This is a genomic window from Pseudoxanthomonas putridarboris, from assembly GCF_038321125.1.
Taxonomy (GTDB): domain Bacteria; phylum Pseudomonadota; class Gammaproteobacteria; order Xanthomonadales; family Xanthomonadaceae; genus Pseudoxanthomonas_A; species Pseudoxanthomonas_A putridarboris.
The window spans coordinates 325495-346566 of record NZ_JBBWWT010000003.1 but is presented as its reverse complement, the minus strand read 5'-3'; the positions used below and the strand labels follow the sequence as shown (position 1 = coordinate 346566).

Below are 21072 nucleotides of genomic sequence, written 5' to 3'. Positions count from 1 at the left end.
CCCGCCATGCTCCGCACCGCCCGCTACGCCATCCTCGCCACCGCCCTGATCGCCGGCAGCGCCTTCGCCGGCGCGCGCGACGAACTGAAGACCTTCACCACCGGCCTGAAGGGATTGGACGGGCAGTTCACCCAGCAGGTGTTCGATGGCGGCGGCAAGTTGAAGGAAAGCTCCAGCGGCCGCGTCGCGATGTCGGCGCCGCGCCTGTTCCGCTGGGAATACAACAGGCCCTACGAACAACTGATCGTGGCCGATGGCGGCAAGGTCTGGGTCTACGACCCCGACCTGCAGCAGGCCACGGTGCGCGAGCAGGGCATCGAGGAAGAGAACAGCCCGCTCGCGGCGCTGATCGATCCGGGCAAGCTGGACCAGCAGTTCAACGTCAGCGAAGCGCCGGGGCAGGGCGGCCTGCAGTGGCTGACCCTGACGCCGAAGCGGGAGGGCGACGCCAGCTTCCAGACCGCGCGCCTGGCCTTCGACGATGGCGCGCTGGTGAAGATGGAAGTGAAGGACGCGGTGGGCCAGCGTACCGAGATCAGCTTCGCCGGCTGGAAGCGGAATCCCTCCTTCGCCGCCGGCACCTTCAAGTACGAACCGGCGCCGGGCGTGGACGTGGTCGGCGGCCCCTGAGCCGTCCGCGGGGCGACTCCGCGAATCGCGGACAGAACCGGTACCTGCGCGACGCTACAATGGGCGCGTGGCCAGAACCCGCATCCCACTCGAACCGCAGGCCGACCTGCTGAGCGTCGACAACGAGGCGTTGCGCCCGCTGGCCGAGCGCATGCGCCCGCGCACGCTGGACGAAATGGTCGGCCAGCGCCGCCTGCTGGCGCCCGGCAGCGCCTTGCGCCGCGCGGTGGAATCCGGCCACGTGCATTCGATGATCCTGTGGGGGCCGCCCGGCTGCGGCAAGACCACGCTGGCGCTGTTGCTGGCCAAGTACGCCGATGCCGAGTTCAAGGCGATCTCCGCGGTGCTGTCCGGCCTGCCGGAAGTGCGCCAGGTGCTGGCCGAGGCCGCGCAGCGTTTCGCCGGCGGCCGCCGCACGGTGCTGTTCGTGGACGAGGTGCATCGCTTCAACAAGGCTCAGCAGGATGCGTTCCTGCCGCACATCGAGCGCGGCACCATCATCTTCGTCGGCGCCACCACCGAGAATCCCTCCTTCGAGCTGAACTCCGCGCTGCTGTCGCGCTGCCGTGTGCACGTAATGGAGGCCGTCTCCGTGGACGATATCCGGCACGCGCTGCGGCAGGCGCTGGACGACGGCGAACGCGGCTTCGGTGGGCAGGGCCTGCAGGTGGACGACGACGCGCTGCGCGAGATCGCCGGCGCCGCCGATGGCGACGTGCGTCGTGCGCTGACGTTGCTGGAGATCGCGGCCGAACTGGCCGCGGACGAAGGCAACCGCATCACCCCGCAGACGCTGGTGCAGGTGCTGGCCGACCGCACGCGCCGCTTCGACAAGGGCGGCGAGCAGTTCTACGACCAGATCTCGGCGCTGCACAAGTCGGTGCGCAGTTCCAACCCGGATGGCGCCGTGTACTGGCTGGCGCGCATGCTGGATGGCGGTTGCGACCCGGCCTACCTGGCGCGGCGCATGACCCGCATGGCGGTGGAGGACATCGGCCTGGCCGACCCGCGCGCCCTGCAGATGGCCATCGACGCCTGGGATACCTACGACCGCCTGGGCAGCCCGGAAGGCGACCTGGCGCTGGCGCAACTGGTCATCTACCTGGCAAGCACCGCCAAGTCCAACGCCGGCTACATGGCCTTCAACGCGGCCAAGCGCGACGTGCGCGAATACGGCACGCAGGACGTGCCCATGCACCTGCGCAACGCGCCGACCAAGCTGATGAAGGAACTCGGCTACGGCACCGGCTACCAGTACGACCACGATGCCGAAGGCGGCATCGCGCTGGACCAGACCGCCTTCCCCGATGCGATGGGCGAACAGGTGTACTACCAGCCGGTGGAACGCGGGCTGGAGATCAAGCTGAAGGAAAAGCTGGAGCGCCTGCGCGAAGCACGTCGGCAGGCGCGCGAATCCAGTGGCCACGAGGGACAGGGAGAGAAGTGACCGATGCCGACCGTGATCTGGTGGCAGCAACTGGGGCTGGTCATGGTGGGCGGCGCGCTCGGCGCGGCGGGGCGGTTCTGGGTGGGCGGCGTGCTGCTGCGGCAACTGGGCAGCGGTTTCCCGTGGGGCACCTTCGCGGTCAACATGGTGGGCTCGTTCGTCGCGGGCTTCCTGCTGGTCTGGCTGGAGACGCGCGGTCCTTCCGCCGTCTACTGGCGCGCGTTCCTGATGGTCGGCCTGATAGGCGGGCTGACAACGTTCTCGGCGCTGATGGCGGAGTGCCTGCTGTTCGCGCGCGCCGACCGCAGTGCCTTGCTGTTGGGCTACCTGCTGCTGAGCATGGTGCTGGGATTGACGCTGGTATGGCTGGGCGCCCGCACCGCCATGCGCGCGCCGTTCTGGTAAGCCATCGCCACCGACCGACGCAGGGCGAACCCGGCCTGCGGCAAGGCTTCACGGGGAAACCGGCGTCCCCTCCATCGGCCATGCCGCCGAGCCACGGGCATCACTTCACCACGTTCACCTTGCCCTTCATCAAGGCCGAGTGGCCGGGGAAGCTGCAGAAGAAGGCATAGTCGCCACCGGCCACCAGCTTCCTGCCGGAGAAGCTGGCGCTGGCCGTCTGGCCGCCGCCGATCATGACGGTCGAGGCGATGATGCGGGCATCGTCCTTCGGCAGGTAGTGCGCCGCCGCGCCGGCTTTCAATCCGGCGCTCGCGACGGCCGCCACGTCCGTCGCCGCGGTGATCACCACGTTGTGGCCCATCGCGGCGACCGGCAGCTTGCCGGTGTGGACCAGTTCGATGCGGATGGCCGGACAGGACGCCGACACGGTGACGGCGGACAGGTCGTACTTCATCGCGTCGTCGGCTTTCAGCGCGATGGTGCAATTGTCCGCCGCCTGAGTGGCGGACGCGGCGAGCAGCAAGACAAGCGCGGCGAGGCCGCGGGACAGGGCATTCATCGGGAGGCTCCAGGGAGTGGGGTGGCAGGAAATCAGACGGTCCTCGAGAACCGCGGCGCGTCGGGCGGCGGATCGGCAGGCAGATAGCGGTCGAAGCACATCGCGATCACGCGCAGCAGCAACCGGCCGCGCGGCGTGGCCCGGAAACCGGTCGCGGTGAACTCCAGCAGCCCGTCTTCCTCCAGCGCGGGGAGCCGCGCCAGCGCATCGGCGAAGTATTCGGCGAAGTCGATGCCATGGCGCCTGCCGATCGTGGCGTAGTCCAGTTCGCCATGGCACATCAACTGCTGGATGACATCGGCGCGCAGCACGTCGTCCCGGCCCAGCGCCATCCCGCGCCAGACCGGCAGCCGGCCGTCGTCGATGGCGTGTTCCCAGCTGGCGATGTCGCGCGGGTTCTGGCTGAAACTGTCGTCGATGTGGCTGATGGCGCTGACCCCGAAGCCGACCAGGTCGCTTTCGGCGTGGGTGGTGTAACCCATGAAGTTGCGATGCAGCCCGCCGCGCGCCTGCGCGCGCGCCAGTTCGTCGCCGGGCAGGGCGAAGTGGTCCATGCCGATGTAGACGTAGCCGGCGGCCACCAGTCTGTCGATGGCGCTGTGCAGCAGCGACAGCTTGTCCTCGACGCTGGGGAGGTCCTCCAGACGGATGCGTTGCTGCGGCTTGAACAGCGCCGGCAGGTGCGCGTAGCTGTACACGGCGATGCGCTCCGGCCGTGCCCGCAGGGTGATCTCCAGCGTGCGCTCGAAGCCTTCGCGCGTCTGCCTGGGCAGGCCATAGATCAGGTCGACGTTGACCGAGCCGATGCCGTGCCCGTGGCACGCGGCGATGATGGCCAGCGTTTCCTCCACGCCCTGCACGCGGTTGACGGCTTTCTGTACGTCCGGATCGAAATCCTGCACGCCCAGGCTGGCGCGGTTGAAGCCTGCGCTGGCCAGCGCGGCGATGTCGTCCGGGCCGACGAAACGCGGGTCGAGTTCGATGGAGCAGTCCAGCACGTCCGGGCCGGCGAAGGAAAACTGGCTGCGCAGCTCGGCCACGCAGTCGGCGATCTGTTCCGGTGTCAGGAAGTTGGGCGTGCCGCCACCGAAATGCAGCTGCACCACCGGTCGCCCGCCATCGAACAGCGGCGCCATGCGGGCGATCTCGCGATACAGGTAGTCCAGGTAGAGTTCGCCGCGCGCCTTGTCGCGGGTGATGACGCGGTTGCAGCCGCAGTAGAAGCAGGGACTGCTGCAGAACGGTACGTGGACATAGAGGGACAGTGGGCGGTCGCTGCGGTTGCTGGCGGCCACGTGCTGGCGCAGTTGCTCGGGCCCGAACGCCGCGCTGAACTGCGGCGCGGTGGGATAGGAGGTGTACCGCGGCCCGGGCCGGTCATGGCGCCGCAACAGGTCCGGGTCGAACAGCGGAGGAGGGAAGGGCGAAGCCATGGCGACAGGCTAGGGCGGCCATCGGCGCGGGGCATTGATTGGAATCAATGGTTCCGTCTTCCCCGCTGCCGCCTGGGCCCGAACCTCGCCGGGACGGCGGGAGGACGGAGGGGGCGGCCGCGCTGTCCGGAAGCAGCGCGTCGCCCGCGCATTCCAGCCGCGTGAGGTCTTGCCGAATCAGGCGGCCAGCGGGCGCTCGATCGCGGCGACGCGCTCCAGTGCCGAAGCGATCGCGCTGGTCGCCTGCTCGTCGCCCATGCGGACGCCTTCGGCGCGCACTACGTCGATGTCGGTGATGCCGAGGAAGCCGAGCAGGCTGTGCAGAAGGGGTTCCTGATGGTCGGCCGCCGCATAGGGCGTCTCCGGGCCGTAGAAGCCGCCACGGGAAGAGGCGATGATCACGCGCTTGCCGCCCAGCAGGCCTTCGACGCCGCCGTTCTCGTAGCGGAAGGTGCGTCCCGGCACCACCAGCGCATCCAGCCACGACTTGAGCTGGGACGGCACGCTGAAGTTGTACATCGGCGCGCCGACGACGATGGTGTCGGCCTGCAGCACTTCATCCAGCACGCTTGCGAGGACATCGGACTGTTGTCCCTGCGCGATGGCCGGCGAGAACTGCGGGATCGGCTCGCGCGCCAGGTCGCGGTAGACGACGCTGGCCGAGGGCGAAAGCTCCTTTAGCCGCGCGACGATCGCCGCCGAAAGCTGCCGGCTGACCGACTGCTCGCCTTGTATGCTGGAATCGATGTGGAGGATGTTCATGGAATGGTTTCTCGTTTGTCGGGCGTCGCTCATCGAGCGCCACTGATGGGTGCGGAGTAATCTAGGCGCGGCGATACCCGCCAACAAGAAGGATGGAAATCAGTACCAGGTATGGAAAAACGTACCGACGAGCACGACAACGTGGAGAACTGCAACGCGTTCAACACGGATATCCGCGATGCGATCCGCACGTTCAACGGCAAGTGGAAGCTGGAGATCCTCTGGTTGCTCAGCCAGCACGTCCATCGCTTCAACGAACTGCGGCGGGCGCTGCCCGGCATCACCCAGCACATGCTCACCAGCCAGCTGCGCGAACTGGAACAGGACGGCATGGTGGTCCGTACCGTCTACCCGGAAGTCCCGCCCCGGGTCGAATACGAGATCACCTCCAAGGCGAAGGGCCTCGCGCCGGTGTTCAAGGCGATCTTCGTGTGGGTAAAGGGAGACGCAACGGAGTCGTGCTGAAACCGCGCGCATGCGCTGCGTCGCCCATGGCCTGGCGATGCGTCAGCCGCGACTGCCCATCGCATCGAGCGAGGCGTAGTCCTCGTCGGACAGCGCGATGGCGGCCGCGGCGACGTTCTGCTCGAGATGGGCCACCTTGGACGTGCCGGGAATCGGCAGCATCACCGGGCTGCGGCGAAGCAGCCAGGCCAGCGCGATCTGCCCCGGGCTCGCGCCATGGCGCCGCGCCACCGCCTGCAACGGCGAGTCGCTTCGCGCCAGGTCGCCGGCGCCGAGCGGATACCAGGGGATGAAACCGATGGCGTGCGCTTCGCAGTAGGCCAGCACGTCCTCGCTGGCCCGATCGGTGAGGTTGTAGCGGTTCTGCACGGTGGCGACCGGGAAGAACCGGCGGGCTTGCTCGATGTCGTCAACGGATACTTCGCTGAGCCCGGCGTGGCGGATCACGCCCTCGTCGAACAGTTGCCGCACGGCCGCGAACTGCTCGTCGCGGGGAACCGTCGGATCGACGCGATGGAGCTGCCAGAGCGCGATGGTTTCGACGCCCAGCTTGTCCCGGCTGCGCAGCGCCTGTTCTACCAGGCGCTCGGGGCGGCCATCGATGCCCCACTGGTCCGGGCCGCCACGGTTCAGGCCGCCCTTGGTGGCGACCAGCAGGCCATCGTAAGGATGCAGCACTTCATGGATCAGCAGTTCCGATACGTCCGGACCGTAGGAGTCGGCCGTGTCGATGAAGTCGACGCCCAGTTCCGGAAGGCGCCGCAGGGTGCGCAGCGCTTCCGCCTGATCGGCGGGCGCTCCCCAGATGCCGGGGCCGGTGATGCGCATGGCGCCGAAGCCCAGGCGGTGGATCCGGATGTCTCCTCCGATGCGGAACGTACCGGAAGCGGTGATGTCTGTTTCGATGTTCATGTCGACGTAGCCCAAGGGAATAAGATGTCACGGCTCGCCGGATGCGACCACCGTGCCGTCGGAGAGCCGCAGCAGGCTCACCCGCTGCCGCGCCGGGGCTTGCGCCAGCAGCCGCGCGCATACCTCGGCCGCGCTCGCCTGGCGGCCGCTCGACGCCAGTGCCTCCACGAACAGCGCCAGTGCCTTGCGCAGTTCCACCGCGGCGGTGGCCAGGCGCGGCGAGGCGCGCAACGCCTGTTCGGCCTGTTGCAGGCGTTCGACCTCCGCCATCTGTTCGTGCAGCTCGACCGGCGAAACCAGCAGTACGTCGTCGCGCGGGACAGCCGGCAGGCCGAGGTCGGCGAAGGCGTAGACCGGCGCGTCTATACGGGGTGAGGGCAATCCAGCAGGATCGCCCACATAAACCGTGGCGGTCGGCTGGTCGGTGGAAGCATCGGCCGCGCCCAGCGCACCCGCCAACGAACCTTGCAACGCCGGCGTCAGGCCCTGGTCGCGCAGATGGGTGCGCAGCCAATCCAGTTGCGCGGCGAGGCCGGGATGCAGGGTGGCGCAACAGCCGTTGCAGGGCGGGGCAGCCGGGTCCGGCGGCGCGCGCACGGCCAGGTGCGGCAGGCCGCGTCCGGGATCGGCGACCCAGCCCAAACCGAAGTAGGCGTCGCGGTCGTCGTCCACCAGTTCCAGGGTGCGACCGAACAGCCCGCCTTCGCGATTGAGCCGCTCCACCGTCGCCCGCAGGTCGGCACGCAACCAGGCCTGTCCGGCCGGCGGGAACGGCGTGCCCGACATGTCCAGTGCGATCCGCAGCCGGTGCGGATCCAGGCCCGGCTGCGCGGCATAGGGCAGGCGCGAAAGATAATCGGCCAGCGCCACCAGGTCGCGCCGCGACAGGGCATAGCGCGGCATCGCCGGCAACAGCCTGCGGCCGTCGCGGCCACGGCCTTCGCGCAGCGCGGCTTCGAGCCAGGCCAGCCGCGCTTCGCCGGACGGCCCATTCGCGGCCAGCGCCGGCGCGGCGATCCCGCCTTCGCTTCCTCCCATGCCGCTGGCCCCATGGCAACGCGCGCAGGCATAGCGTTCTTCCGGCACGCGCACGGGCGGATCGCCAAGACTGACGGCGACCGGATCCTGGCCTCGGCCGTGCTGGTACAGCTGGCGGCCGGGAGCATCGGCCTGTGCCGCCACCGTGGCGCAGGCCAGGCCCAGCAGCAGGCCGGCCGCCTGCCGCCTCAGGCCAACCACGCGCCGATCTCGTCCGCGATCGTGTCGCCCGAGGGCAGCCCATAGAGCCGGCTCCATTCGCGGCTGCCGGCGCGGCCGACGGCGACCACCGGCGGATGGTTGTCGCGCTGCGGCGCGTAGGCGTCGAAGCCTTCGCGCACCGCGTCCACCGTGGCCGGCGGCGCCTTGAGGAAATGCCAGTGCGTACCGGCACCGTGCGCGGCGGCGAAGCGGCGGATGTCCTGCTCGGTGTCGCCGTACCAGTCGATGGAGATGGACACCAACGCCACCCGCGCGCCCAGCGCATTGCCCAGGCGCTTTTGCGCGTGCGCCATCGCCAGCGCCTGCACCGGGCAGACGGTGGAGCAGCCGGTGAAGAAGAAGCTCAGCGCCACCACCCGGCCGCGCATCACGTCGCTGACCAGTCGCAGCTGGCGTCCGGCGTGCACGTCGAGCATCGACGCATCGACCAGCTTCACCGGCGCTTGCAACGGTCGCTGTGCGGCGAAAGCCGGCGCCATGCCGGCGACGCCGGCGCCCAGCGCGGCGCCAAGCAGGGAACGGCGCGAAAGCCGGATCGTCATGGCGCGTCGCTCCGCGCGTCGTGCACCGGCGTCGCGAGCACCCTCGCAGGGCCGCCCTCGCGGTCGCGGTAACGCACGAACAGCGTGAACGGCACGGCCGCGCCATCGATCCGCATGCGGTAGCCGTGCGCGCGGCGCTGGAGGTCGCGCGGCGTGCGCTGCCAGCCGTCGCCGACCAGCGAGGCGGCCAGCAGCGTGGCCCGCGGCGAACCCGTGATGGTGAAGTCCAGCACCTGGCCGTCGTCGTCCTGCCCTGTGTCCGCCAGCAGTTGCCGTTCGACCGGCGGCGCCTCGGCCTCGATCGCGACGGCCGGAGCTTCGCCGTCGGCCGGCGCTACCGTCAGCCGCGCGCAATGCGCCAGCGCCGGACGCTCCGTGCGGACCACGGCCATGTAGTCGCCGCCACGCGGCAGCACCACGTCGGCGCGGTACAGGCCGCGCTCGCCGGCGGCGGGTTCCAGGCCGCGGTAGCGCAACAGGATGCCGGCCGGCGCTCCCGCCCGCAGCGGCAGGCTGGACATCGCCGCCTGGGCGTTGTCGTCGTTGACCATGAAGGCCTGGCGGTCGCGGCTGCTGGCCAGCAACATGCCGGCGGCCGGGATCCGCGCCAGCAGCGGCAGCGGGCCGGCCTGCTGTTCGCCCTGGGCGGTGGAACCGGCGGCGATCGTGACCACCCCGGGCGGCCCGCCCTGGGGGTCGAACACCACCCGGCTCGCACCACCCTGGCGCGCGTGCATCAGGTACAGGAAGGCATCGCTGAAATCCGCCGCGATCACCGGATCGTGGACCTCGATGGTCCAGCGGATGCGGTCGCGCACCGTGTCGAAGATATCGACGGCCAGGCCGTCGTCCGCGACCAGCGCGATCCAGCGTCCCTCCGGCGCCACCGCCAGCGCGCGCGTCGGCCGCGGCAGCGCGATCCGGCGGACCGCCTGCGGGTCGTCCTGCGGCACCACCCGCAGGCCACGGCCATCGGCTTCGACCGCATAGCCGCTGTCGGCCAGCGGCGAATACCCCAGCGCGCGGATAGGCGCACCCAGTTCGACGCTCGCCGCGATTCCGCCGCCTCGCAGGAAGGCACCGTGGCCGGACGCGGCGACCGCCAGCGCTCCGAGCGGCGTCGCGCTCAGGTGGACCGCACCGTCGCCCAGGGGATACCGGCTGCCGGCCGGCCCCCCGGCCAGCACGCTGCCGTCCGCCAGTCCGGTCCAGAGCGTGCCGGCCGAGGCGACCATCGCCACCGGTTCGGCCGGCAAGGGCATCGCGTCCGTCTGCTTGAAGCTGGCCAGGTCGATCCGGCGCAACCGCCGGTCGCCCGCGGTCGCCACCGCCAGCACCCGTCCGCCGGGCTCCAGCGCCCAGGCGATCGGGACTTCGCCCACATCGAGGATGCCCCTGAGGTTGGCGCTGGCCAGGTTGAGCAGCGGATCGACCCATGCCAGCCGTCCCTCGGATGTGGCCTGGATGAGGTCGAAGCCATTCACATCCACGCTGCCGCGGGGCGGGGCGGCGGCGCCCGCCAGCCGGTTGACCTGTTGCTCGCAGCCTTCCTCCAGTTCGCCGGCGGTCAGCGGCAGCAGCCACAACGCCGGGGTCAGCCCGGTCAGCGGGAAGCCGCTGGCCGGGTCCTGCACCCGCACCGACACCGCCGCCGGCTCGCCGGCGCGCGCGCCGCCGCCGGTTTCGGCCGCCAGTTCGACCCGGATCGCACGCCCGTCCGCCAGCGCCGGCCCGCAGCCCAGCGCGAGCACCAGCAGCCCCAGGCAGATCGACCGCATCATGGCGCCGCGGCGCATGCGCCGTCGGGCTTGCTGGCGCGCGCATCGATGTAGCCCCACGCGCCGCCCGCCATCAGGAACGCGGTGCCGTCCCGGTACAGCCACAGGCCTTCGTTGATCCGTCCCAGGTCCATGGTCGCCGCCTTCTGCGGCGCCAACAGGCTGGACGAGGGCGAGCCGAAGCGCGGCATGGACAGATCGTCGTAGCGGTTGCCGTAGCTGATGAAGCTGCGCTGCCGCGCGCGACCGCCCGGATGCACCGCATGCACCACCACGCGCTCGCCGGGCGCGGTGCAGAAGGTCGGGGTCGCCACCGGGTGCTCCCTGGTAGGCAGCAGGTAGTCGGCGGGCGGGTAGTGGTTGTTGAGGTCGACCAGCGTTGGCGGATCGCCGGCGTTTTCACCCGGGACCTCGCGTGGCAGCCCCAGCCGCGCCCAGAACGGTTCGGTGCGGTAGTTGAGCCCGGTGTCGCCGCTGTCGTAACTGTCGTCGCAGACGTGGCAATCGGGGATCGTGTGCAGGGCTTCTTCATGCTTGAGGTTCAGCCCGTCCTGGTAGACCAGCACCATCTCGTCCCAGCACTCGCGCCTGGACCCGCTGCCGCGGCAGAGCCGCGCCTGGGTACCGCCCGGCCGCACCTGGCCGTCGAGGTAGGCCTGGTCCAGTTCCGCGTCGGCCGGTTCGATCACCAGCGCGCCGACCAGGCCGGCGACCGGGTGCCGGATCGGGTCGGTCATCGACGACAGGGTGGCGACCATGCCGGTCTCGGTGGCGAACGGGATCCATTCCAGTTCCAGCACGGACTCCGAGCGCCGGGTCGCCACGTGCCCCGCATACCAGCTGACGGTGGCGGGCATGCCACCGGCTGCCGTCTCGGACGGATTCGGCATCGGCTCGGTATTGCCCGGATCGGGTTCCTCAGCGTTGTTGAAGCCGACGTTGACGCCGTCGGACTCGTGCACCTGGTAACTGACGGTGGACGCATGCAGTCCGACGATGCTGCTGGGGGTGAGGCTGTCGTTGAGCGACACTCCGTCTTCCCGGCGCGACACGATCGGCGGCAGCACGGCGTTGCCGCGCGTGCGTCCCAGCGGCGCCTCGAGGCGATGGAGTACGTTGACATGGGCCATCTCGCCGCTGCGCATGCGCAACACCAGCGGCGCTTGCGCGTCGTCCGGCACCGGCAACGGCACGAGTCTGCCTTGCTCGACGAGAGCATTCGGCAATACCAGTCTGTTGCCGGTCGCTTCCTCGCCGAGATCCTCGCAGGACGGAGCGCCCGAGCCATCCGGTTCCATGGTGAACGTGCCCTGCGCGACCAGCACGAAGCGCGCCGCGGCCGGATCGCTGATCTTCAGCCTGGCGTTGTAGTCGATGGGTTCGTCGATCGCTTCGATGCAGAACAGCCGCGCATCCACCGTGCGGTCCGGGCGGAACGCATTCCCGGCCGGCAGTCCGGCCAAGCGGAGCGGCATGATGTCCTTGGCCGCGGTCGCAGGCGCGGGCACGTCGGGGCAGTCGGGGTCGGCTTCGCCGGCGACCGGCTTGTCGAGCGCCGCCAGCCGGCAGCGCACCGGCGTCGGCGTGTCGTCATCGGCCAAGCGGGAGCGATCGAAGCTCCTGGCCGGGTCGGCGTACGTGCGGAACAGGCCCCAGGCACCGTTCCACAACGCGTCCACCGAGCCGGCGTGATACAGGAAATCGCTGGTCAGCCATTCCACATTTCCCTTTGTCGAAGGCTGCGCCTGCATGTGCATTTCGAAGTGCTCGGAGATGCCCACTTCCTGCGCCGACACCCAGGTGCTCGCGTCATTGGCGGACAGTCGCCGCCACCTTTGCCCGTGCAGGGTGAAGGTGTGCTGCACTTCCTGCGCGCCCTGGATCAGGCGCACCTGCACCGGGTCGCCCTCGTAGGCCTCGAAGATCTCGGTGGAGGGATCGCCCCAGGCATGGTTCTCGCGTGTGTCGAGTGTGGCCAAGTTGTTGGCGCGTCGGCAGTACTCCCTGTCATCTTTGCCGAGCGTGTTCGAGTCGGCGGCGCACCTGCCCTTGTGGTCCTTGTGCGGAGATTGGAAAGCATGCACCACCGAACTGAACAGGTTGGCCGGATCGCCGCGCTCGCCGTTACGAGCATCGTCGGAATCGTATTGGGCCCAGTGACTTCTGCTCTCCGAACTGCCGATGCGCAGCGGCACCGGTTCGTTGCGGTAGTTGAACAGGTAGGGATCGTGGTGATCGACGGAGATCGCCTCGGGCCGGGTCGGGTCGCCGTGCGGCGGCGCGATCGGCCGGTCGTTGCGATCGTAGAGCAGGGCGAAGTCCGCCACCGCAAGCGCGAACTCGCGGCGCGTGACACGCAGGTTCTCGGACATGCCGTGCGTATCCACGCCCTCCGGAACCTCGATGATCGCCTGGGTGCCGACGCCATCCTCCAACGGACGGCCGTCGGGCCGCTTCCAGACGGTGCCGGGTGGTTCGATCAGCAGCGCCGAATAGAAGCCGTGCTGCTGGATCGTGGACGGCCCGAAGTGGTCGTGGGTGAACACCGTGGCGATGGTGCGGTCTTGCCGTTCCGAGTCCAGCAGCGGGTCGGCCCACCAGCGCTGGATCGAAGTCTGGTACACCGGCTTGCCGCCGGCGGTCTTGGCTTCCAGCGCGACCGGTTCGCCGGTGTCCGCGCGCACCGCCGAGCCGCCCGGCACCTTGGACGCGTGGATGATGTGCTCGATGTGGTCGCGCGCCAGCGTGCCGTCCTCGTAGTTGTAGCCGTTGGCCGAGCCGTCGGACGAAGTGACGTCGAACTTCACCAGGTGGATGTGCTGGCCGATGACGTCGGTCGGCGTGGCCACCTGGAACGCGTCCTTGCCGGTCTTGTCGCGCGTGCGGTTGGTGTGGAGGAACTCGATGCATTCGCCCGAATGGGCGCGGAAGAAGAACGGATCCGCAGCGCGCGGCGGGGCTCTGAGGCTGTAGCCGTCGGCATGCTTGCTGAGCACGTTGATCCGCGCCTGCTTGTCGTGCCAGCCGTACTGGTTCACCAGCAACTGCAGCTCGACCGCCGAGACTTCGTAGAGCCGGGTGCCGGTGGCCAGCGACGACAGCCCCGGAACCCAGTGGTCGGCCTCGTCCTGCTTCAAGGGACAAGGGTTGGCGAACGGCGCGCCGGGCGCGGCGCGCAACCCATTGACCAGGAACGGCGCGGCGACGCCTTCGCGGTAGCGGTCGACCAGCAGGGAGGGCTGGTAGCCGCGGGTCGGCCGCGCGTCCGGTTCCTCCGGTTCCTCCAGGGTTACCGGTGTCGTCGCCGGTTTCGATGCCTTCAGCGCTTCCAGCCGTTGCAGCACATCCTGGTCCCATGGATTCGCGTCCGCCGGAAGTCCCGCGTGCCAGTTCATGGCCGCCCGTTCGTAGGCGTCGCCGCCGTTGGGCAGCACCGTCACCTTCACCTTCTTGATCTCGTAGGTCATGTCGCCGGCGTCCAGCGCCTGCGCCAGGGTCGGCACGATGCGCGCGCAGCCGTTGATGCCGGCGGGGCAACCATCGGGCTTCTCGGTCACGTGTCGCGGCAGCCCGGCGTCCTCGAACAGGTCGCGTGGCGGTTGCGGCGCGCGGTAGCCGGCCTTGCCGGCGATGTAGAACGGATAGCCGGGCATCACCGGCGCACGGCTGCCGTCGGCCTGCAGCACCGGCGGCGAATTGGCATAAGTTGGTTCCGGCGGCAGCGCCTGTCCCGGCAATGGCACCAGCGCCGGGATCGGGGTGCCGGCGCCGTGGAGCCCGGTGTCGCGGTCGGTGCCGGGGCCGGCGTAAGCGCGCGGGTCGTAGCGCCAGCCGGCGCCACGGTCGAAGGTCCAGGCGCCGCCGCCGTCGGGCAGCTTGCGCGCGCCGTCCTCGAGCACTTCGTGTACTCGCCACAGCGCCCACATGCCCTGCGCGAAATGCGGATACAGGTGGCAATGGAAGATCGAATCGCCCGGCGTCAGGTTGCGGTTGCCGGTGCCGCCGTAATAGATCTCGTAGTTGAAGCTCTGGAACGGGGCGATGGTCTGCGAGTCCAGGTAGTCGCCCTTGCTGGCGCGGAACGGGCCACCGGGCGTCGCCGGCGCTTCGGACGCCTGCGACAGCCACTGGTGCGCGTGCAGGTGGAACACGTGGGTTTCCTTCGGCCCGGCATGCACGTTGTGGAATTTGACCCGATCGCCCAGGTAGGAGTGGTAGACATTGCTCGGGTCGTCGCCGTACTGCTCCAGCAGGGCCGGGTCGCCGTTCGCCCAACTGCCCAGGAAGAATTCCTCGTAGGCGCAGTCCACGCAGTCGCGCGCCGGCCCCTTGCCCAGGCGGTTGGCGATCAGCACCGTCCCCATGCCGCTGGCGCCGTAGTTGATGCCGAAGCCGTCGCGGGTGCCGACCATCTGCGAATGCCGTGCCTGCGCGGCCTTGCTGGCGCCTTCGGAGGGCGTGTTGAGCACGTCGAAGTCGGGGTGGTGCACGGTCTTGAGCTCATCGTGGAAGACGATCGTGAATTCGCGCCAGGCCGACGCACCGGCGCGCGACTGGTCGGACGCCGGCTGGCCCACGCGCGACGCGGCACCGGACTCCACCACGATCGCGGTCAGGTCGCCGTGCACGATCTCGTAGCTGCCGTCGTCGCTGGCGCGCAGCATGTTGAGCAATGGCTTGCCGTCGCGGCTGGCCTCGTAGTCCAGCCAGGCCGCGCCCGGCGCGCTCTGGCAGCCCGGGCCGCCGTTGGCCGGATCGCGGGCGCAGTCCAGATCGGCCTTCAGCACCTGGCTGCGGTAGTAGCGGCTGCCGGCCGGCTCGACGATCACCATGCCGAACAGGCCGTGGGTCAGCGAACCGCCATTGCCTTCGCCGCCGGCGATCGCAGCCAGGCTGGAGAAGAAGTACGAACCCGCCTTCTGCGCCTTGTAGCGGTATTCCACCGCCGCATCGCCCGGCGCCGGGCTGACCAGGCCGGTCTGCACCGGGTCGTTGCCGTCGATCGGCGCCAGGCCGACCACGGCGATGCCGGCGCGCCGGTTGCACGGATCGTTGGGCGGATGCGGCAAGGTGAAGTCCTTGATCGAGTTCGCTTCCGCTTCCCCGCCTTCCGCACCGGAGTCGCACACCGCCTGGCCATCGACCCACTGCACATCGGCCAGCAGGTTCTGGAAACGGATCCGCAACTCGTCGCCCTCGGCCACCCGCAACACCAATGGACGGGGCCGCCGTTCGGGCTTGAGCCTGGCCTCGCCAGGGCCGGCGGCCGGATCCGCCAGGTCCCCGCGCAGCGCATACACCATGCCCCAGGGATTGAGCGAACCGAACCGGTTGTAGACCAGCGGCTGGTTGATCGCCACCACGTCGGCGGTGACGACGCGCTTGGGTGTCCACGCGCCCGGCTGTTCCTGCCGCTTGCCGTCGCCGAGCGTGGCGCAGGACGCCAGGGCCAGCGTCGCCGCGGCCAGGGATCCGCGCAGCAAAGCCATTCGATGCGTGATGTTCATGCCGCCTCCTTGCGCTGGGCTACTGAGCGGTGATGCGGATGTCGTCCAGCAAGAGTGCCGGTGGATTGGTGTAGGCGGCGGACGAAAGCCGGAACCGGTTGGGATTGGTGACCGCCTGGCCGTTGGCCGCGATCCAGATCAGCGAGCCCTTGAACGGGTAGAGCATTTCCCAGCCGTGCTCGTTCCAGCCGCTGGACTTGCGTCCCTTGTTGTTCAGTTCGGCCAGGTCGCAGAGCACCTCGAGCGGCTGGCCGTAATCGTCGGGATCGTCGGGCACCATCTCGAACCCGGCGAAGTCGTTCCACCTGGCATCGTCTCCCCAACTGAAGAAATGCCAGTGGAAGCGCAATACGTCCCCCTTCCTCAGCGATACGTTGCGGCAGATCAGTCGTGCGCCATCGGCGGCCTGGGTCAGTAGCTTCGAGCGCGGTGACTTCACCCGCAGTCCGTCGAAGCGGTAGGCCCTGTCCTTCGCGGGCGGTGTGCGCCATGCGTGATCATCCACGGCGTCGGGATCGTCGATGCAGACGAACTGTGGCCATGCGACTGGCGTGGCGACCTCGCCGCGGCCGGCTTTGATCTGGCTGCGCCTCAGGACGGTGCCTTCGTAGTCGAAGCGGCTCGGAAGGCCGGGGGCCTGTAGGGTGAGATATGGCATGGGCGGCTTGCTCCCTGCTCACTGCACGCGAATGCCGACAAGCGATGAGCCATCGGCGCGCGCCAGCGCGTCTGCCCGGATCCCCCATGCTTGACACAACGCAGGCCCCCGGCGAATGCGGACACGCCCGGCCGCGGCCGGTACCGGATCCATGCTGGATGCCGCTTCGGGGTGGGGCGCGTTCATCCGCGATGCATGGAATCGGGAACGATGCGCCCCCATCTTTGGCCACATCCCCTTGGCATGACTGCCGGTATCGTTGCCCCATGCCGCAAGACCTGTTCCATCCCGCCGTCGCCCGCTGGTTCGGGCGCGCCTTTCCCGCCGGTCCCACGCCGGCGCAGAGCGCCGCGTGGCCGTCGATCCGTGCCGGCCGCCACACGCTGGTCTCGGCGCCCACCGGCTCCGGCAAGACGCTGACCGCCTTCCTCGCCGCGCTCGACGGCCTGGTGCGGCGGGGCCTGGCGGAAGGCGGCCTGCCGGACGAGACGGCCGTCGTCTACGTTTCCCCGCTGAAGGCGCTGTCGAACGACATCCACCTGAACCTGGAAGCGCCGCTGGCGGGCATCCGCGACGCGCTCGCGGAGATGGGGTTCCCCGACGTGGAGATACGCACCGCGGTGCGCACCGGCGACACGCCCGCCGGGGAGCGGCAGAAGGCGTTCCGCAAGCCGCCGCACGTGATCGTCACCACGCCCGAGTCGCTGTACGTGCTGCTGGGCTCCGCCTCCGGCCGCGCCATGTTGTCCACGGTGGGTACGGTCATCGTCGATGAGATCCACGCCGTGGCGGCCAACAAGCGCGGCAGCCACCTCGCGCTCTCGCTCGAGCGCCTGCGGGCGTTGTGCGCCACGCCGCCGGTGCGGGTGGGCCTGTCGGCCACCCAGAAGCCGATCGAGGCGGTGGCGCGCTTCCTGGTCGGGGTGAGCGAGGCGCCTGTGGTCCCGGCCGGGCATGATGTCCCTCACCCCATCCCTCTCCCGCAAGCGGGAGAGGGGGAGTCGGTGCCTTGCGGGAGCCGCTTCGACAGCGTTGCGGCGACTGATCAATGCGGCGTCGATTGCGAAATCATCGATATCGGCTACGGCAAGCAGCGCGACCTGGTGCTGGAACTGCCGCCCTCGCCATTGGGCGCGGTGATGTCCAACGACCAGTGGGAGCAGGTCTACGACCGCGTCGCCGGGCTGGTGCGCGCGCATTCGACCACGCTGGTGTTCGTCAACACGCGGCGCATGGCCGAGCGTGCCGCGCGCCATCTGGGCGAGCGGTTGGGCAAGGAGGCGGTGGCCGCGCACCATGGCAGCCTGGCCCGCGAGGCGCGCCTGGACGCCGAGCAACGGCTCAAGCGCGGCGAACTCCAGGTGCTGGTGGCCACCGCATCGCTGGAGCTGGGCCTGGACATCGGCGACGTGGACCTGGTCTGCCAGCTCGGCACGCCGCGTTCCATCGCGACCTTCCTGCAGCGCGCCGGGCGTTCCGGCCACGCGGTCGGCGGCGTGCCGAAGGCGCGCCTGTTTCCGCAATCGCGGGACGAGCTGGTCGAGTGCGCGGCGCTGCTGGACTGCGTGAGGCGTGGCGAACTGGATGCGCTCCGCATTCCGGTCGCCCCGCTGGACGTGCTGGCCCAGCAACTGGTGGCGGAGACGGCCAGCCGCGAATGGGAAGAGGATGCACTGTACGCGCTGGTGCGCCGCGCATCGCCCTATGCCGCGCTTTCGCGCGAGGACTACGCGGCGGTGGTGAGGATGCTGGCCGAGGGCTTCACCACCCGGCGCGGCCCACGCGCCGGTTACGTGCACCGCGACGCGGTGCATCGCCGGCTGCGCGAGCGCAAGGGCGCACGCATGACGGCACTGATGTCCGGCGGCACCATTCCCGACACCGGGGACTACGCGGTGATCCTGGAACCTGAGGCGCACACCATCGGCACGGTCAACGAGGACTTCGCCGTGGAAAGCCTTTCCGGCGACGTGTTCCAGCTGGGCAATGCCAGCTACCGCATCCTGCGCGTCGAACCGGGCCGCGTGCGGGTGGAGGACGCCAAGGGCACGCCGCCCAACATCCCGTTCTGGCTGGGCGAAGCGCCCGGGCGCAGCGACGAGCTTTCCCATGGCGTGTCGCGGCTGCGCGAGGACGTGGCCACGGCGATGGGCGAGGGCGCGGCGGAGGCCGGCATGCGCTGGCTCATCGACGAAGTGGGCCTGGACGAGGAATCGTCGCGGCAGATCGTCGACTACCTGGGCAAGGCGATCGCCGCGCTGGGCGAGCTGCCCACGCAGTCGCGCATCGTGCTGGAACGTTTCTTCGACGAATCCGGCGGCACCCAGCTGGTCGTCCATTCGCCCTATGGAAGCCGGCTCAACCGTGCCTGGGGACTGGCGCTGCGCAAGCGCTTCTGCCGCCAGTTCAACTTCGAACTGCAGGCCGCCGCCACCGAGGACGCGATCATCCTGTCGCTGTCCACCAGCCACAGCTTCCCGCTGCTGGAAGTATCCCGCTACCTGCATTCGTCCTCGGCGCTGGAAGTGCTGGTGCAGGCGCTGCTGGACGCTCCCTTGTTCGGCGTCCGCTGGCGCTGGAACGCGACCACCGCGCTCGCGCTGCCGCGCTTCGTCGGCGGACGCAAGGTGCCGCCGCAGTTGCAGCGCATGAAGTCCGAGGACCTGCTGGCGACGGTGTTCCCCGACCAGGTGGCGTGCCTGGAGAACATCGTCGGCGAGCGCGAGATCCCCGACCATCCGCTGGTCGCGCAGACGCTGGACGACTGCCTGCACGAAGCCATGGACGCGGACGGCTGGCTGCGGGTGCTGCGCGGGATCGAGGCGGGCGAGATCGAGGTGGTGGCGCGCGACCTGCCGCTGCCTTCGCCGCTGTCGGCCGAGGTGATCAATGCGCGGCCATACGCCTTCCTCGACGACGCACCGCTGGAGGAACGGCGCACGCAGGCCGTGCAGAGCCGCCTGTACCGCGAGGCCGAATCGGCCGACGAACTGGGTAAGCTGGATGCAGCAGCCATCGAAGCGGTGCGCGACGAAGCCTGGCCGCAACCGCGCAGCGTCGACGAGATGCACGAAGCGCTGACCGGCATCGGCGTGATCGCCGACGAGGAAGCGCAGGCGAATCCCGGTTGGGCCTCGTGGCTGCAGGCGTTGGCCGGGGCAGGGCGAGCCACGCGCGTGGCCGCGCCGGTGGGCGACAGCCGCTCACTGTGGGTGGCGGCCGAGCAACTGCCCACCGTGCAGGCGCTGTTCCCCGATGCGGCCTGCGTCCCGGAACTGGAAGTGCCGGAAGAATACGCGGCCATGGAGTGGTCGCGAGAGACCGCGCTGCGCGAGCTGTTGCGCTCACGGCTGACCGCGCTGGGCCCGACGCCGGCCTCGGCGCTCTCCACCTCGCTGAGCGTGCCGGTGCAGGAAATCGAACTTGCCTTGCTCGCGCTGCAGAGCGAAGGCTTCGTGATGCAGGGACGTTTCAGCCCGGACGCCACCGGGATGGAGTGGTGCGAACGGCACCTGCTGGCGCGCATCCATCGCTACACGCTGAAGCAGTTGCGCCGCGAGATCGAACCGGTCCCGCCGCGCGACTTCCAGCGCTTCCTGTTCGACTGGCAGCGCCTGGCCGATGCCGAGCGCGTCAGCGGTCCGGAAGCGCTGGCCAGCGTGCTGGCGCAACTGGAGGGCTTCGAGGCGCCCGCGGCCAGCTGGGAGGCGGACCTGCTGCCGGCGCGCGTGCGCGGCTATTCGATCAACTGGCTGGACGAACTGTGCACGGCCGGGCGCACGCTGTGGACGCGGTTGCGGCCCAACGCCACCGAAGGCGGAGGGCGCGGCAATATCTCGCTGCGCTCGACGCCGATCCTGCTGCTGCCACGCCGCGATGCGCCGCTGTGGACGCGGCTGGCGCCCGCGCCGGCCGATGCCTCCGACCTGGGCACGCGCGCGCAGCGCGTGGCGGATTACCTGGGCGAACACGGCGCCTCGTTCTTCGACGAGATCGCCGACGGCGCGCACCTGCTTCGCACCGAGCTGGAAGATGCGCTGGCGGAACTGGTGGTGCGCGGCCGCGCGCACTGCGACAGCTTCGGCGGGCTGCGCGCACTGCTGGTGCCGGCGTCCAGGCGCGAAGGCGCGGGATCGCGCCATCGCCGCCGCAAGGCGCTGTTCGGCATCCAGGACGCGGGGCGCTGGGCGCTGGTGCGCGCGCCCGGGCGGACCGCCTCGGCCGATGCGCAGGCGGAAGCCCTCGAGCACGTGGCGCGCGTGCTGCTGCGCCGCTATGGCGTGGTGTGCTGGCGCCTGCTGGAGCGAGAAGCCGCCTGGCTGCCGCCGTGGCGCGAACTGGTGCGCGTCTACCAGCGCCTGGAAGCGCGCGGCGAGATCCGCGGCGGCCGCTTCGTCACCGGCATCCCCGGCGAACAGTTCGCGCTGCCGGAAGCCGTCGTGGCTCTGCGGCGCGTACGGCGCATCCATCCGGATGGACGATGGATGAGCGTGGCCGCGACCGACCCGGCCAATCTGCTCGGCGCCTTGCTGCCGGGCGACAAGGTGCCGCGCGTTGCCGGCAACCGCGTCCTGTATCGCGATGGCCTGCCGATGGCGGTGCTGGCGGCGAACGAAGTCTCTTTCCTGGAAGCGCTGTCGGCGGAAGAGCAGCACGAAGCGGCGAGGGCGATACGCGGTCTGGAACCCGCCTCCGAGTGGACGACATGAAAACC

13 protein-coding genes and 2 pseudogenes are annotated in these 21072 nt (G+C 69.8%); 6 read left to right on the top strand and 9 right to left on the bottom strand.

The genetic code is table 11. From position 1 onward, the window contains the following. Positions 1-6: 6 nt before the first annotated feature. The 3 genes from lolA (at position 7) to crcB (ending at position 2482) form a co-directional block, all read left to right on the top strand. A complete protein-coding gene (lolA, locus tag AAD027_RS09055; protein WP_341725691.1) occupies positions 7-630 on the top strand; it encodes an outer membrane lipoprotein periplasmic chaperone LolA in 624 nt (207 codons plus the stop codon). Between the two features lie 67 nt (positions 631-697). Beyond that, complete coding sequence (locus AAD027_RS09050) at positions 698-2077, top strand: replication-associated recombination protein A (RefSeq protein WP_486660057.1); 1380 nt, start codon at positions 698-700, stop codon at positions 2075-2077. 3 nt (positions 2078-2080) lie between these two features. After that, positions 2081-2482 carry a fluoride efflux transporter CrcB gene (crcB, locus tag AAD027_RS09045; protein ID WP_341725690.1) on the top strand — a complete coding sequence of 134 codons (402 nt, stop codon included), beginning with the start codon at positions 2081-2083 and terminating at the stop codon, positions 2480-2482. Between the two features lie 100 nt (positions 2483-2582). Here the strand turns inward: crcB and azu are convergent, their stop codons facing one another. The 3 genes from azu to AAD027_RS09030 form a co-directional block, all read right to left on the bottom strand. Continuing rightward, positions 2583-3041, bottom strand: a complete 459-nt coding sequence (azu, locus tag AAD027_RS09040) for an azurin (RefSeq protein ID WP_341725689.1) — start codon at positions 3039-3041, stop codon at positions 2583-2585. A gap of 32 nt (positions 3042-3073) precedes the next feature. Then, entirely contained in the window at positions 3074-4474 is a 1401-nt protein-coding gene (gene hemN / locus AAD027_RS09035; RefSeq protein ID WP_341725688.1) for an oxygen-independent coproporphyrinogen III oxidase, read from the bottom strand. A gap of 177 nt (positions 4475-4651) precedes the next feature. Continuing rightward, positions 4652-5236, bottom strand: coding sequence for an FMN-dependent NADH-azoreductase (locus AAD027_RS09030; protein ID WP_341725687.1), 585 nt, complete (start codon positions 5234-5236; stop codon positions 4652-4654). Between the two features lie 111 nt (positions 5237-5347). Between AAD027_RS09030 and AAD027_RS09025 the strand changes: the two genes are divergently transcribed. Further along, positions 5348-5701, top strand: coding sequence for a winged helix-turn-helix transcriptional regulator (locus AAD027_RS09025; protein ID WP_341725686.1), 354 nt, complete (start codon positions 5348-5350; stop codon positions 5699-5701). A gap of 42 nt (positions 5702-5743) precedes the next feature. Here AAD027_RS09025 and AAD027_RS09020 read toward each other — a convergent pair whose 3' ends face one another. Genes AAD027_RS09020 through AAD027_RS08995 form a run of 6 tightly spaced genes read right to left on the bottom strand, consistent with a single transcriptional unit; the run spans position 5744 to position 16358 of the window. Continuing rightward, positions 5744-6613 (bottom strand): aldo/keto reductase, encoded by an 870-nt coding sequence (locus AAD027_RS09020; protein ID WP_341725685.1) that lies wholly within the window; start codon positions 6611-6613, stop codon positions 5744-5746. A gap of 27 nt (positions 6614-6640) precedes the next feature. Continuing rightward, the gene (locus AAD027_RS09015; RefSeq protein ID WP_341725684.1) at positions 6641-7852 is read right to left on the bottom strand and encodes a c-type cytochrome; all 1212 of its coding nucleotides are present in this window, start codon (positions 7850-7852) and stop codon (positions 6641-6643) included. Next, on the bottom strand, positions 7840-8415 hold the full coding sequence (locus tag AAD027_RS09010; RefSeq protein WP_341725683.1) for an SCO family protein: 576 nt from the start codon (positions 8413-8415) through the stop codon (positions 7840-7842). The genes AAD027_RS09015 and AAD027_RS09010 overlap by 13 nt, the downstream gene beginning before the upstream one ends. Further along, positions 8412-10211, bottom strand: coding sequence for a YncE family protein (locus AAD027_RS09005; RefSeq protein ID WP_341725682.1), 1800 nt, complete (start codon positions 10209-10211; stop codon positions 8412-8414). Before AAD027_RS09005 ends, AAD027_RS09010 begins: the two co-directional genes overlap by 4 nt. Continuing rightward, positions 10193-15700, bottom strand: a complete 5508-nt coding sequence (locus AAD027_RS09000) for a hypothetical protein (protein ID WP_341725681.1) — start codon at positions 15698-15700, stop codon at positions 10193-10195. Before AAD027_RS09000 ends, AAD027_RS09005 begins: the two co-directional genes overlap by 19 nt. A 19-nt stretch (positions 15701-15719) precedes the next feature. Then, positions 15720-16358, bottom strand: a complete 639-nt coding sequence (locus tag AAD027_RS08995; RefSeq protein ID WP_341725680.1) for a hypothetical protein — start codon at positions 16356-16358, stop codon at positions 15720-15722. 266 nt (positions 16359-16624) lie between these two features. Between AAD027_RS08995 and AAD027_RS08990 the strand changes: the two are divergent. Next, positions 16625-17305: pseudogene (locus AAD027_RS08990) on the top strand (DEAD/DEAH box helicase); the annotation flags it as partial. A gap of 111 nt (positions 17306-17416) precedes the next feature. Continuing rightward, positions 17417-21055: pseudogene (locus AAD027_RS08985) on the top strand (DEAD/DEAH box helicase); the annotation flags it as partial. Between the last annotated feature and the right edge of the window lie 17 nt (positions 21056-21072).